The organism is Pseudaquabacterium inlustre (genome assembly GCF_038066595.1).
GTDB classification, from domain to species: Bacteria; Pseudomonadota; Gammaproteobacteria; order Burkholderiales; family Burkholderiaceae_C; genus Pseudaquabacterium; species Pseudaquabacterium inlustre.
On the sequence record NZ_JBBUTH010000003.1, the window covers coordinates 287,129 to 299,460 of the forward strand.

The 12,332-nt window shown below is 67.8% G+C and carries 12 protein-coding genes; 6 read left to right on the forward strand and 6 right to left on the reverse strand.

What is annotated here, in order from left to right:
* Positions 1-64 precede the first annotated feature (64 nt).
* Positions 65-1,204 (reverse strand): Wzz/FepE/Etk N-terminal domain-containing protein, encoded by a 1,140-nt coding sequence (locus AACH10_RS06585; RefSeq protein ID WP_341409568.1) that lies wholly within the window; start codon positions 1,202-1,204, stop codon positions 65-67.
* Positions 1,205-1,224: 20 nt separating this feature from the next.
* Positions 1,225-3,114 carry an SLBB domain-containing protein gene (locus AACH10_RS06590; protein WP_341409569.1) on the reverse strand — a complete coding sequence of 630 codons (1,890 nt, stop codon included), beginning with the start codon at positions 3,112-3,114 and terminating at the stop codon, positions 1,225-1,227.
* A gap of 138 nt (positions 3,115-3,252) precedes the next feature.
* Here AACH10_RS06590 and AACH10_RS06595 point away from each other — a divergent pair, with 138 nt between their 5' ends.
* Positions 3,253-4,344 carry an MraY family glycosyltransferase gene (locus AACH10_RS06595; RefSeq protein WP_341409570.1) on the forward strand — a complete coding sequence of 364 codons (1,092 nt, stop codon included), beginning with the start codon at positions 3,253-3,255 and terminating at the stop codon, positions 4,342-4,344.
* A gap of 1 nt (position 4,345) precedes the next feature.
* Here the strand turns inward: AACH10_RS06595 and rfbC are convergent, their stop codons facing one another.
* Entirely contained in the window at positions 4,346-4,909 is a 564-nt protein-coding gene (gene rfbC, locus AACH10_RS06600; protein WP_341409571.1) for a dTDP-4-dehydrorhamnose 3,5-epimerase, read from the reverse strand.
* Between the two features lie 31 nt (positions 4,910-4,940).
* Positions 4,941-5,831, reverse strand: coding sequence for a dTDP-4-dehydrorhamnose reductase (gene rfbD / locus AACH10_RS06605; RefSeq protein ID WP_341409572.1), 891 nt, complete (start codon positions 5,829-5,831; stop codon positions 4,941-4,943).
* A 149-nt stretch (positions 5,832-5,980) separates the two neighbouring features.
* Between rfbD and AACH10_RS06610 the strand changes: the two genes are divergently transcribed.
* On the forward strand, positions 5,981-7,501 hold the full coding sequence (locus AACH10_RS06610) for a DEAD/DEAH box helicase (protein WP_341409573.1): 1,521 nt from the start codon (positions 5,981-5,983) through the stop codon (positions 7,499-7,501).
* Between the two features lie 4 nt (positions 7,502-7,505).
* Here the strand turns inward: AACH10_RS06610 and AACH10_RS06615 are convergent, their stop codons facing one another.
* The gene (locus AACH10_RS06615) at positions 7,506-8,306 is read right to left on the reverse strand and encodes an SAM-dependent methyltransferase (protein WP_341409574.1); all 801 of its coding nucleotides are present in this window, start codon (positions 8,304-8,306) and stop codon (positions 7,506-7,508) included.
* Positions 8,303-8,962 carry a Maf family nucleotide pyrophosphatase gene (locus AACH10_RS06620; RefSeq protein WP_341409575.1) on the reverse strand — a complete coding sequence of 220 codons (660 nt, stop codon included), beginning with the start codon at positions 8,960-8,962 and terminating at the stop codon, positions 8,303-8,305. Before AACH10_RS06620 ends, AACH10_RS06615 begins: the two co-directional genes overlap by 4 nt.
* 38 nt (positions 8,963-9,000) lie before the next feature.
* Between AACH10_RS06620 and AACH10_RS06625 the strand changes: the two genes are divergently transcribed.
* The 4 genes from AACH10_RS06625 to AACH10_RS06640 all read left to right on the forward strand — a co-directional run bounded on the left by AACH10_RS06625 (position 9,001) and on the right by AACH10_RS06640 (position 12,315).
* Positions 9,001-9,558: a YceD family protein gene (locus AACH10_RS06625; protein ID WP_341409576.1), complete on the forward strand. Its 558-nt coding sequence runs from the start codon at positions 9,001-9,003 to the stop codon at positions 9,556-9,558.
* Positions 9,559-9,807: 249 nt separating this feature from the next.
* The gene (rpmF, locus tag AACH10_RS06630) at positions 9,808-9,990 is read left to right on the forward strand and encodes a 50S ribosomal protein L32 (protein ID WP_341409577.1); all 183 of its coding nucleotides are present in this window, start codon (positions 9,808-9,810) and stop codon (positions 9,988-9,990) included.
* Between the two features lie 235 nt (positions 9,991-10,225).
* The gene (gene plsX, locus AACH10_RS06635) at positions 10,226-11,317 is read left to right on the forward strand and encodes a phosphate acyltransferase PlsX (protein WP_341409578.1); all 1,092 of its coding nucleotides are present in this window, start codon (positions 10,226-10,228) and stop codon (positions 11,315-11,317) included.
* Positions 11,314-12,315: a beta-ketoacyl-ACP synthase III gene (locus AACH10_RS06640; protein ID WP_341409579.1), complete on the forward strand. Its 1,002-nt coding sequence runs from the start codon at positions 11,314-11,316 to the stop codon at positions 12,313-12,315. Before plsX ends, AACH10_RS06640 begins: the two co-directional genes overlap by 4 nt.
* The last annotated feature ends 17 nt before the right edge of the window (positions 12,316-12,332 follow it).

Consider the following 12,332-nt stretch of genomic DNA (forward strand, 5'->3'; position numbering starts at 1 on the left):
AACGTTCTGGCTTGGAGTGCCGCCACATCAAGCTGGGTTGGCGCTCGAACGATGGGCGCCAGCGTCAATGTCCGCCGAGTGCCGCCTGCTTGCGGCTGCGCCGGACCTGGCGGATGAGCACCAGCAGAACCAACGCTGCCGCTGAGGCTGTCGCGGTCTTGATAGCGATCGCGGCGCGCAGCGGCTTGCTCTTGCGCTCGGGTGGAGTCGCCGGATCGACCACCTGGATGAGACCGCCTTCCCGACTCTCGTCCAACCGCGCCACTTCAAACTGGCGGGCATACATGTCGAACAGCGCCTCCTGGTACTTGAATTCCCGGTACTTGGAGATGTAGTCGGGACCATCGCCGCCACGGCCCTCTGCCTGTTCGAGCCGAGAGAGTTGCGCCCGCAGGGCGTTCAGTGTGGATTGTTGCTGAATGACCTCTGGTGCTGAATCGGTCAGTGAACCGCGCAATCCCTGCAGGCGAACCTCTGCGCCCGTAGCTTCCGCTTTCAGGCGTGCATAGGCATCGGCGGCTGCCTTGGGCTCTGCCTTCAGTGCGCCTGGGTTGAAGCCGCTGGCAAGCAGCGCCTGCTGCGCGCCAGTGAGTCTGTCGCGGCTTTGCTTCAGCATCTGCTCGAAGAAACTGCGCCGTTGCTGGGCTTCGGTGACGGCCAGCGTGGTGGTGATCCGGCGCAACTCGTCGACGTACTGGTTGGCGATATCGGCTGCCAATTTGGGGTCGGTGTGATCGACCTCGACGGTGATCAGGCCATCCTTCTTGCCGTAGGACATCCTGGCCATCGCCGCGAGTGCCATACGGGCGTCAACCTTGAGGCTGGTCCCGAAACCCTGCATCAGCTTGAAGTGCTCGATGATGCGATCAGAGACATTGTTGCTCTGCATCAGCGCCAAATACTGGTCGGCGCTGCTACGCGCCGCGCCTGAGCCGCCGGCCAATGTGGCCAATGCCCCCAGCGAGGCCATTGCGGCCGAGTTGCCGCTTTGCTGGCTCTGCGGTGGCAGGAAGGTAGTTCTAGCCGTGAACACTGGCGCCACGAAATAAGTCGTATAGCCGAAGCTGAGTACGGCAGCAACGACGGGTCCACCGACCAGCAAAGGGATGTTGCGCCGAATGGCGCCCAACAAGTCCTGCACGGACGCAGTACCGGGCGCACTTGCCAGCGTTGCTGGCATCGCCGAATTCGCGGTCTCGGACATCGAAGCAGTGGTGGCGTGCATTAGTTGATGGCGCTCTTGATGCCGGCAATGCCAATGCCGAACTGATAAAGCAGCTGCGTCCAGTCCTTGGCGGCCTGCATCCAGGTCGTCTTGTCCATCTCCTCCGGAACGAAGATGGTGTCACCAGGTTCGGCTACTGTCGCATCCGCGATGTTCGTCCGCGAGAAGAACCCTTGGCTGCCTTGCCGATTGCTGACGACCTGGCCGTTGGCGCGAATAACGAAAATGCTTTCTTGGTCGGCGCCCTTGGTGGGGCCGCCGGCCAAACGCAGGTAGTCGCCCAGATACCTTGCGTTGGTGTGCAGGTAACTTCCGGCGTTGTAGACGCTGCCGAATACGCCCACAGTAGTGGGGCGCGGTGGGATGTAGATGCTGTCCCCGTCTTCCAGGGCCAAGTCAGGCAGCGCGCTGGTTGTCGGCGTGAGTTGCAACACGACACGGCCGTTCGGGCGCAATGCGCGCAAGCGGTCCAGAAGCCGTGCATTGGCCGCGACCTGAGCTTGCCCTTGTGCCACCTGATCCGTGCTCGAGACCCGTTGCGCTCCGGTCGACCTGGTCAGATCCGTCTCAAGGTCACGCAGCGCGCGCTCGTAGTTTTCCTGCTGCGAGATGCGGACTCGCTCCCGGGTGAACTGGGTACCGAACAGGTACGCAGCGTCGGACAGGCCCCCGGCGATGCGGATCGCATCACCCAGCGAGGCGGCCGGTGGGAGGATGTATTCCCCCGGCTTGCCGACCTCACCTTCCACACGCACACGCTTGTTTTGATGTTGATTCGACAGCAGCGTCTCAGTGGCGCTGAAGATCCGCACCACATCGCCCTGGGTCAGTGGTGTCGCACCACCTTGCGGCAGTCGCACCTCTACGATGCGCTGGTTCAGGCGATCTTGTAGGCGTTCGATCATGACCCGAGAGGTGTCGGCAACAGGCGAGAAACCTCCTGCCATGGCCAGCACGTCCTTCAGCGTATCCCGCGGTACCAGCTCGGCAACCACGGGCCGGTTGACGCTCCCTATGACGCCGACCTGGGGGCCGACCGCCGTGACGTGCACGACGTCGCCGGGCAGAACCGTGATGTCAGCCGAGCGGTCACCTCTGAGCAGCAGGTCATAGAGGTCCAGTCTGGAGACAACCTGGCCCTGGCGCCGCAGTTCAATCAGCCTGAAGCTACCGGCCGCCGCGGGTCCCCCCGCACGCATGAGTACGCCGACCATGGTCGAGAGGGCGCTTACAGTGTAGGTGCCGGGATTCGTAACGTAACCCGTGACGAGCACGCGCACACCGCGCAACTGGCCCAGCGAGACGCTCAACTGAAAGTTCTTGAAGACCTGGGAGATGCGTCGCTCGATGACACCGGCCAATGAATCGTTGCGCACGCCGGCCACCTGCACGACCCCGACACGCGGAATGCTGATGCGACCGGTGCGGTCCACGACCAGGCGAAGATCGCCTTCGACGGCACCCCACAGGGTGATCTGTACCTCGTCGCCGGACGAAACGACGTAGTCGGCAGGCACCACCGGGCTGAGTTCGCCACTGCGCGCGCCGCCATCCGCGAGCATCAGGTCTGCACCAAGTCGCCTCACCTCCGCGTGACGCTTCTGCTCAGTGTTGCCGCTTCGGCTGCGAACGTATTGCTCGAATTCGCCTGATGTGTAGGCCGCGGGCGCACTGGACTGGCCCTGTGTAGTTGTGTCGACGGGGGCTGTTTGTGCCGGGGTGCGCAACCGGATCGGGCCTGACTTGTCAGCAGTCGACGCTGCAGTCTGCGCAGTGCCATCGCTTGCATCGGTCTGGGCCAAAACGCCACTGCTCACCAACGCCATTAAGCCACTTGCCAAGAGAATCGACCAGGTGTGCAGGCGACGCAGCGCTGATGTGTGCTTCATTGGCAGTGTGAGTCTTCAGGGCGGGTTGTACAGGGCCTGGGCAACACTCGGATCGGCCCGCAATTTGGAACTGTTGGATTCTATCTGTGGGTTCCTGCGGCGCCGGAGCGGTCACGGGCAGAACCTATACTCTCAGCGGTGAGCCTACTGTTGATCGCCTTTGCAGGGTCGTTGCTCGTCACCATGCTGGTGATCCGCCTCAGCAAGTCCCGTGTGCTGCGGGCGCTGGATCATGATTTGTCCGGTCCTCAGAAATTCCATGCCAAACCCGTTCCGCGCATCGGCGGCGTGGGCATCTTCTCCGGCGTGATGGCTGGCATCGGCTGGTTGTGGTGGTCGGGACACCATTCCGATGCGCTCGCTGCGCAGTTGATGGCTTGTTCCCTGCCCGCTTTCGCATCGGGACTGACCGAAGACTTGACCAAGACCCAGAGTCCCCGGCGTCGATTGTTCTTCACCGCGGTGGCTGCTGGATTGGCCGCGTGGTTCCTGGGCGCGCTCATTCAGCGAACCGAGCTTCCCGGACTCGACTGGGTCGTAGGGAACCGGTGGGGAGCGGCGCTGGTGACGGTGTTCGTGGTTGCTGGTGTGGCGAATGCGATCAACATCATCGACGGCATGAATGGCCTGGCATCCATGAGTGCTGCTCTCATCCTCGTCAGCATTGGGTATGTCGCGTTCCAGGTGGGGGACTACACGGTTCTGGCGTTGGCGGTGGCCGGCACTGGTGCGGTCCTTGGCTTCTTCATCTGGAATTTCCCCCTGGGCTTGGTCTTTCTCGGTGACGGTGGTGCTTATTTCCTTGGCTTCTACGTCGCCGAGTTGGCCATCCTGCTGCTGCAGCGCAATCCCAGTGTGTCGCCCATGTTCCCGCTTCTGGTTTGCATCTACCCGGTGTTCGAGACGGTCTTTTCCATCTACCGCCGCAAAGTGCTGCGAGGGCAGCCGGTGGGCATGCCCGACGGGATCCACTTGCATTCGCTTATTTATCGCCGGGCCATGCGTTGGGCGGTCGGGCGGGATCTGGCGCGTTCCAGGGTGCGTCGCAATTCCATGACGTCGCCGTATCTCTGGATGCTGTGCATGTTGGCCGTGCTGCCTGCCATGCTGTGGTACGACAGCACTCCCGTGCTCGCTGGCTTCATCGGCCTGTTCGTTCTGGTCTATTCGTCGCTGTACTGGCGCATCGTTCGCTTTAGAGCGCCGCGGTGGCTGGTGCGGCGGCACTGAGTCAAGGCAGTTCGGCGCTGTGCAAGCGCGGCGCGTCGGCGTCCTTCGCGGCCAGCAGGCGCCGATCTACCGCATCGGGCCACTCGATCCCGATCGCTGGATCATCGAACCGGATCGCCCGCTCGCAATCCTTGGCGTAGAAGTCCGTAGTCTTGTAGAGAAACCGCGTGTCATCCACCAGCGCCACAAAGCCGTGTGCGAATCCTTCGGGGATCCACAGCTGACGCTTGTTGTCGGCGGTGAGTTCCACGCCCACCCACTGTCCGAAGGTGGGTGATCCCCTGCGAATGTCCACCGCTACATCGAAGGCTGCGCCGGCCACCACGCGCACCAGCTTGCCTTGGGGGTGAGGCGGCAACTGGTAGTGCAGGCCGCGCAGCACGCCGGCCTTGGAATGGCTTTCGTTGTCCTGCACGAACGGGCGCGGCTTGGGCAGTCCCAGTGCGGCCAGGCCGTCGTGAAACTTGCGTTCGCTGTAGCTCTCGAAGAACCAGCCGCGCTCGTCACCGAACACGGCCGGCTCGACGATCACGACGTCTGGGATGCGGGTCTGGATGAGTTTCATGTCGGGGGTCTGCAGCCGATGGGCCGCAACATCACTTCAGGTTCAGGGCTTCGGCCAGCATGCGTTCGACGCCGGCTTGCCAGTCCGGCAGGCGCAGGCCGAAGGCATTGCGCAGCTTGTGCGTGTCCAGGCGCGAATTCAGCGGGCGCGTCGCGGGGGTGGGGTAGGCGCTGGTCGGGATGGCGTTGACGGTTTCAGGGCCGCACTTCAGCGCCACACCGCGGTCGCGCGCCCAGCCGATCACGTGCCGTGCGTATTGGCACCAGCTGGTCTCGCCTGCGGCCACTGCGTGGTAGGTGCCTGACAGCGACGGGTTGGCCACGGCGCCACGCAGCGCATGCGCTGCCACGTCGGCCAGCAGATCCGCCCCGGTGGGGGCGCCGATCTGGTCGTCGATCACGTTCAGGCTGTCGCGCTCGGCCGCCAGGCGCAGCATGGTGCGGGCGAAGTTGCCGCCGCGTGCCGCATGCACCCAGCTCGTGCGCAGGATCAGGTGCCGGCATCCGCTGGCGAGGATGGCCTCCTCGCCGGCCAGCTTGGTGCGGCCGTACACGCTGAGCGGCCCGGTGGGCGCGGTCTCGTCGCGCGGCTGGTCGCCGCTGCCGTCGAACACATAGTCGGTGCTGTAGTGCAGCAGCCAGCCACCCAGTTCGGCCATCACGGTGGCCACGGCGCCGGGGGCGTCTGCGTTGATGGTGTGAGCCAATGCGGCGTCGCCTTCGGCCTTGTCGACGGCGGTGTAAGCCGCGGCGTTGACCACCGCGTCGGGCTTCAGGCTGCGCAACTTGGCTGCCAGCTCGGCGGGGCGGGCCAGATCGCCGCCGTCCGCGCGGGTCAGTGCGGTCACCTGGCCCAGCGGTGCCAGTGCGCGGCGCAGTTCCCAACCCACCTGCCCGTCAGGCCCCAGCAGAACGATGTGCATCCCTTGCATTCCTCGGCCGGGCCACCCGGCGATGCGGTCGCATTCTAGGCACCGGCCAGCGGCCGCCACGGCCCCGCCCATCGCCGCCAAGTTGTCCATCGGCCCCTGGTGTCGGGCTTGTCAGCCCCGCGGGGGATAATCGGTCGCACATGACCGACAACCAAACTCCCGTCGCTGAGGCGGAGGCGCCCGCGGCGCCGCAACGTTTCGACACCCTGGGCTTGGACGCCAAGCTGCTGCGTGCCGTGGCCGATTCGGGCTACACGGCGATGACGCCGATCCAGGCCAAGGCCATTCCCATCGTGCTGGCCGGCCGCGATGTGATGGGCGCTGCCCAGACCGGCACCGGCAAGACCGCTGCCTTCACGCTGCCGCTGCTGCAGCGCATGATGAAGCACGAGAACGCCTCGATGTCGCCGGCCCGCCATCCGGTGCGCGCACTGGTGCTGGCGCCCACGCGCGAGCTGGCCGATCAGGTGGCCAACAACGTCAAGGCGTACGCCAAGCACAGCAACCTGCGCTCGGCCGTCGTGTTCGGCGGCGTCGACATGAAGCCGCAGACGCTGGAGCTGAAGAAGGGCGTCGAGGTGCTGATCGCCACGCCGGGCCGCCTGCTCGACCACATCGAGGCCAAGAACGCGGTGCTGAACCAGGTCGAGTACGTGGTGCTCGACGAGGCCGACCGCATGCTCGACATCGGCTTCCTGCCCGATCTGCAGCGCATCCTCAGCTACCTGCCCAAGGGCAACAGGCAGACGCTGCTGTTCTCGGCCACGTTCTCGCCCGAGATCAAGAAGCTGGCCTCCAGCTACCTGCAGGATCCGGTGCTGGTGGAGGTGGCGCGCCCCAATGCCACGGCGTCCACCGTGGAGCAGCGTTTCTACAGCATCGACGACGACGACAAGCGCCGCGCCATCCGCCAGGTGCTGCGTCAGCGCGAGATCTCGCAGGCCATCGTGTTCGTCAACAGCAAGCTGGGTTGCGCCCGCCTGGCGCGCTCGTTCGAACGTGACGGCCTGCGCACCCAGGCCCTGCACGGCGACAAGAGCCAGGACGAGCGTCTGAAGGCACTGGCCGCGTTCAAGGCCGGCGAGGTGGATGTGCTGGTGGCCACCGACGTGGCCGCGCGCGGCCTCGACATCGCCGACCTGCCCGCGGTTTTCAACTACGACGTGCCGTTCAACGCCGAGGACTACGTGCACCGCATCGGCCGCACCGGCCGCGCTGGCGCCTCGGGCCTGGCCGTGACACTGGTCGACCGCGAGGACGGTCGCCTGGTGCTCGAGATCGAGAAGCTGATCAAGAAGAAGATCGACCTTGAGCCCTTCGAGCTCGAGGATGACCGGCCGCGCCGCCCCTATCGCGAGCGTGATCGCGACCGCGACCGCGACCGCGAACCCGGCGCCAGCCGCGATGCTGAGCGTGAAGAACGCGCCCCGCGCTACGACGCCGATCGGCCCCGCCGCCCGGCCGGCGGTGGCTACGCGCCGCCGCCGGCGCCGCGCGCGCCGGCCGATCCGCTGTTCGACCGGCCCTATGAGCCGGCCGCCGAGAGCGCCGATCCGCCGGCCTGGGAGCGCAAGGATGCGGCGCCGGTGCGCAGCGCCGTGTCGCCCAGCATCCGGCCCAAGCGCAAGGTGGCCTCGCTGTTGGGCGGCGGCAAGGCCTGATCGTTCAGCCGGCCAGCCAGCCGAACACGGCGGGCAGCCGATCGCCCAGCGCGTCGCCCGGCCCCTGCTGGCGCCACTGCGCCACGCTCAGCGTGCGGCAGCGGGCGTTCGGCAGGCTCAGGCCGCTGGCCACGCTCAGCCGCGTGCCTGGCTGCAGCTGGTCGATCAGCGCGGCCAGCTGGGCCTCGTTGCGGTAGGGCGTCTCGATCGCCAGCTGCGTCTGCTGGTGGCGTCGTGAATGGGCTTCCAGTTCGCGGATGCGGGCGGCCCGCGCCGGCGCTTCGACCGGCAGATAGCCGACAAAGGCGAACTGCTGGCCGTTGAGGCCGCTGGCCGCCAGGGCCAGCAGCAGCGCGCTGGGCCCGACCAGCGGCTCCACGGTCAGCCCCAGTTCATGTGCGGCCAGCACCAGGGCCGCGCCGGGGTCGGCCACGGCCGGCATGCCGGCCTCGGAGATCAGGCCGATGTCATGGCCGGCCAGGGCTGGCGCCAGCAGCGGCGCCAGCGTGGGGGCGGCGACACCGCGCGCGCCACCCTTGGCCGGGCGCGGCAGTTCGGTGATGGTGATCTGCTGCAGCGGCTGGGCCAGCGGCACCCGCGCGTCCACCCGCTTCAGGAAGGCGCGCGCGGTCTTGGCGTTCTCGGCCACCCAGTGGCCGAGGCCTGCGGCGCGCGCGATCACGGCCTGCGGCAGCAGCTCGCCCAGGTCCACTTCATGGCCGGTGCCCAGGTCCAGCGTGTTGGGCATCAGCACCAGGCGTCCGTGCCGGGCGCGGGTGTTGGCATTGGTTGGGGTGTCCATCATCGGGCCCATGCCAGCGGTTCCAGTCCGGCGGCGCGCAGCAGCGCGCAGGTGTGGATCAGGGGCAGGCCCACCAGCGCGGTGGGGTCGTCGGACTCGATCGCACCCAGCAGCGCGATGCCCAGCGTCTCGCACTTCGCGCTGCCGGCGCAGTCGTAGGGCGCCTCAAGCCGCAGGTAGTGTTCGAGCAGGGCGTCGTCGTGTTGGCCGAAGCGCACGCGCACCGTGGCCATGGCCTCGCCGGCGTAGCCCGTGGAAGAGCGCAGCACGGCCACCGCGGTGTGGAACAGCACCTCGCGGCCGCGCATGGTCTGCAACTGGGCCAGCGCGCGCGCATGGTTGCCGGGCTTGCCCAGGGGCTGGCCGTCGAGCTCGGCCACCTGGTCCGAGCCGATCACGATGGCCCCCGTCGTGTGTGCCGCGACGGCGTCCGCCACATCCCGTGCCTTGGCCCGTGCCAGGCGGGTGGCCAGGGCGGCCGGGGCTTCGCCGGGCTGCGGCGTCTCATCGACCGCCGGGGCGACGCAGTCGAAGGGCAGGCGCAGGCGGGCCAGCAGTTCGCGCCGGTAGGGTGAGGTCGAGCCCAGCACCAGCCGGGGCGGGGTGCCAGGCGGCGGGACGGGGTGCGGTGTGGCCTGGGCGTGCGCGGGCGTGGACATGGCCGGAATTGTCCCATCGGCGCCGTACACTGCCGCCGATGAAACGGCAGCACGACCCCTTGCGCCTGGATGTGGCCGCCTTCGCGGCCGACGGCGCGGCGCTGGACGGGCAGTGGCCCGGCGCCAGCCTCGAGCGCCTGGCCGACACGCAGACCCCGCCGCAGGACGTGCCCCTGGCCGAGGTGCGCTGGCAGGCTGCGGGTGAGCGCCGGCCGGTCACCGGCGGCGAGGCCGAGTTGTGGCTCTCGCTGTCGGCCGACACGCGGGTCTGGCTGACCTGCCAGCGCTGCCTGCAGCCTTTCGAGGTGCCGCTGTCGCTGTCGCGGCGCATCCGCTTCGTGCGCGGCGAGTCGCAGGCCGAGGCCCTGGATGCCGAGAGCGAAGACGACGTGCTGGCGTTGAGCCGATCGCTCGACCTGCGCGAGCTGGTCGAGGACGAGTTGCTGCTCGACCTGCCCATCGTGCCGCGCCATGCGGTGTGTCCGCAGCCGCTGCCCACCGGCAGCCCGGCCGACGAGGCGGGAGAAGCGGCGTCGCCGCGCGAGAACCCGTTCGCGGTGCTGCGCCAGCTCAAGACCGGGCGCAACGGCGACTGATGGCCTTGTGCGGCCAAGCCGTGGTATAGTCGCGGGCTTTCCCTTGCGGAGCTCGGCTTTCCAGGTCTGGGTCGCCCGCAAATTTTTCGATGGCGAGTTTTTGGCTGCGGGCAGTTTGCCCGTGGTCGGCGCGCCGCACCGACGCACGGCGTCGGCTCGGTCGATTGGTTCGATCGGGTCACGCAGCATTCATCGCATGAGGCGCGTGCCGCTGGCACACACCGTTCCTCATCCGACCAGGAGAAACCCATGGCCGTTCAGCAGAACAAGAAGTCGCCGTCCAAGCGCGGCATGCACCGCTCGCACAATGCGCTGGTGACCCCGGGCACCGCCATCGAGCCCACCACCGGTGAAGTGCACCTGCGCCACCACATCAGCCCGACCGGCTTCTATCGCGGTCGCAAGGTGCTGAAGACCAAGACCGAGGCCTGATCCAGGCTGCTCCGGCGGACCGAGGCGCCCCGGTGCCCATCCCGCCGGTCGCTGCGCGAGGCAACGCCCGCGTGGCCTGTCTTCCCACCGCCCGTTCGCTGCGGGCTGCCATGCCCGGCACCGCCCTGTGCGCTGCCGGGCGTTGTCGTTGTGGTGCGTGCTGTTCGTGCGATCCGGCCTGCGGGCTGGCAGATCGCCGGTGCAGCCGCGTCTGACGTCCTTCTTCGTGCCTTCGATGTTGCAACCTCTTGACCGCGTGCGACTCGTCGTCGACTGCATGGGCGGCGACCATGGCCCCTCGGTCACGCTGCCGGCGTGCCGGGCCTTCCTCGACAGCCACCCGCAGGCCGAACTGGTGCTGGTCGGCACGGCCCAGGCCCTGGCGCCGGCCGCCGGCTGGCCGCGTTGCACCCAGGTGGTGGCCAGCGAGGTCGTGGCCATGGACGACCCGGTCGAGGTGGCGCTGCGCAAGAAGCGCGATTCGTCGATGCGCGTGGCGATCAGCCAGCTCAAGCCCGGTGAATCGGGGCAGGCGGCGGCCGACGCCTGCGTGTCGGCCGGCAACACCGGTGCGCTGATGGCCGTGGCGCGCTATGTGCTCAAGACCTTCGAGGGCATCGACCGGCCGGCCATTGCGGCCATGCTGCCCAACCAGCAGGGCGGTTTCACGCATGTGCTCGATCTCGGCGCCAATGTCGACTGCACGGCCGAGCATCTGCTGCAGTTCGCGGTGATGGGCAGCGCGCTGGTTAGTGCGCTCGATGGCAACGAGCAGCCCACGGTCGGCCTGCTCAACATCGGCGAAGAGGCCATCAAGGGCAGCGAGGAGATCAAGCGCGCCGGCGAGCTGCTGCGCGCGGCCGGCGGTGCCGGCCAGATCAACTTCTACGGCAACGTCGAAGGCAACGACATCTTCAAGGGCACCACCGCGCTGGTGGTGTGCGATGGCTTCGTCGGCAACGTACTGCTCAAGACCAGCGAAGGCCTGGCCGGCATGCTGTCGCAGATGATCAAGCAGGAGTTCACCCGCTCGCCGCTCAGCAAGCTGGCGGCCCTGGTGGCCCTGCCGGTGCTCAACCGATTCAAGGCGCGCATCGACCACCGCCGCTACAGCGGTGGGGCGCTGCTGGGCTTGCGCGGCCTGGTGTTCAAGGCGCACGGCTCGTCGGACGCCTATGCCTTCGAGCGCGCCATGGCGCGGGCGTATGATGCGGCGCGCAACCGACTGCTCGACCGCGTGCACCAACGCATCCGCAACACGCTGGCCGCGCCGGCGGTGGTGGACGCCGAGGCCGCAGCCGCCGAGCCGCCCGCCAAAGCCGCATGACGACACCAGACTCCGCCAGTTCCCCCCGCTATTCGCGCATCGCCGGTACCGGCAGCTTCCTGCCGCCCCGCCGCCTGACCAACGCGACGCTGGCCGCTGAACTGGCCGCCCAGGGTGTCGAAACTTCCGACGACTGGATCGTCGAGCGCACCGGCATCCGCGCCCGCCATTTCGTCGACGCCGGGGTCAATGCCAGCGATCTGGCCGTGCAGGCGGCCCGCCACGCGATCGAAGCCGCTGGCTGCGCCGCCACCGACATCGACCTGATCATCGTCGCCACGTCCACGCCGGACATGGTGTTCCCCTCCACCGCCTGCATCGTGCAGCACAAGCTGGGCGTCGCCGGCTGCCCGGCCTTCGATCTGCAGGCCGTGTGCTCGGGCTTCGTCTATGCGCTGACGGTGGCCGATTCGATGATCCGCACCGGCGCCGCCAACCGCGCGCTGGTGATCGGCGCCGAGGTCTTCTCGCGCATCCTCGACTTCAAGGACCGCACCACCTGCGTGCTGTTCGGCGACGGCGCGGGCGCCGTGGTGCTGGAGGCCAGTGCCACGCCCGGCATCCTGGCCAGCGACCTGCACGCCGATGGCAAGCACGTGGGCATCCTGTGCGTGCCGGGCACGGTGTCGGGTGGCCAGGTGCTGGGCGATCCGCTGCTGAAGATGGACGGCCAGGCCGTGTTCAAGCTGGCCGTTGGCGTGCTGGAGCAGGCCGCGCGCGCCACGCTCGAGAAGGCTGGCCGCACGGATGCCGACATCGACTGGCTGATCCCGCACCAGGCCAACATCCGCATCATGCAGGGCACGGCCAAGCGGCTGAAGCTGCCGCTCGAGAAGCTGGTCGTCACCGTCGACCAGCATGGCAACACCTCGGCCGCGTCGATCCCGCTGGCCCTGGACAGCGCAGTGCGCAGCGGCAAGATCCGCCGCGGCGACACGCTGATGCTCGAAGGCGTGGGTGGCGGCTTCACCTGGGGCGCCGTGCTGCTGGACTTCTGATCCGCGGCGCGCCCCGT

Bases quoted from the DNA above. Each gene is read 5' to 3' on its own strand.
- AACH10_RS06610 (WP_341409573.1), top strand. From the start codon at position 5,981: ATGACCGACAACCAAACTCCCGTCGCTGAGGCGGAGGCGCCCGCGGCG.
- rpmF (WP_341409577.1), top strand. From the start codon at position 9,808: ATGGCCGTTCAGCAGAACAAGAAGTCGCCGTCCAAGCGCGGCATGCAC.
- rfbC (WP_341409571.1), bottom strand. From the start codon at position 4,909: ATGAAACTCATCCAGACCCGCATCCCAGACGTCGTGATCGTCGAGCCG.
- AACH10_RS06585 (WP_341409568.1), bottom strand. From the start codon at position 1,204: ATGTCCGAGACCGCGAATTCGGCGATGCCAGCAACGCTGGCAAGTGCG.
- AACH10_RS06625 (WP_341409576.1), top strand. From the start codon at position 9,001: ATGAAACGGCAGCACGACCCCTTGCGCCTGGATGTGGCCGCCTTCGCG.
- AACH10_RS06640 (WP_341409579.1), top strand. From the start codon at position 11,314: ATGACGACACCAGACTCCGCCAGTTCCCCCCGCTATTCGCGCATCGCC.
- plsX (WP_341409578.1), top strand. From the start codon at position 10,226: ATGTTGCAACCTCTTGACCGCGTGCGACTCGTCGTCGACTGCATGGGC.
- AACH10_RS06615 (WP_341409574.1), bottom strand. From the start codon at position 8,306: ATGATGGACACCCCAACCAATGCCAACACCCGCGCCCGGCACGGACGC.
- rfbD (WP_341409572.1), bottom strand. From the start codon at position 5,831: ATGCACATCGTTCTGCTGGGGCCTGACGGGCAGGTGGGTTGGGAACTG.
- AACH10_RS06590 (WP_341409569.1), bottom strand. From the start codon at position 3,114: ATGAAGCACACATCAGCGCTGCGTCGCCTGCACACCTGGTCGATTCTC.
- AACH10_RS06620 (WP_341409575.1), bottom strand. From the start codon at position 8,962: ATGTCCACGCCCGCGCACGCCCAGGCCACACCGCACCCCGTCCCGCCG.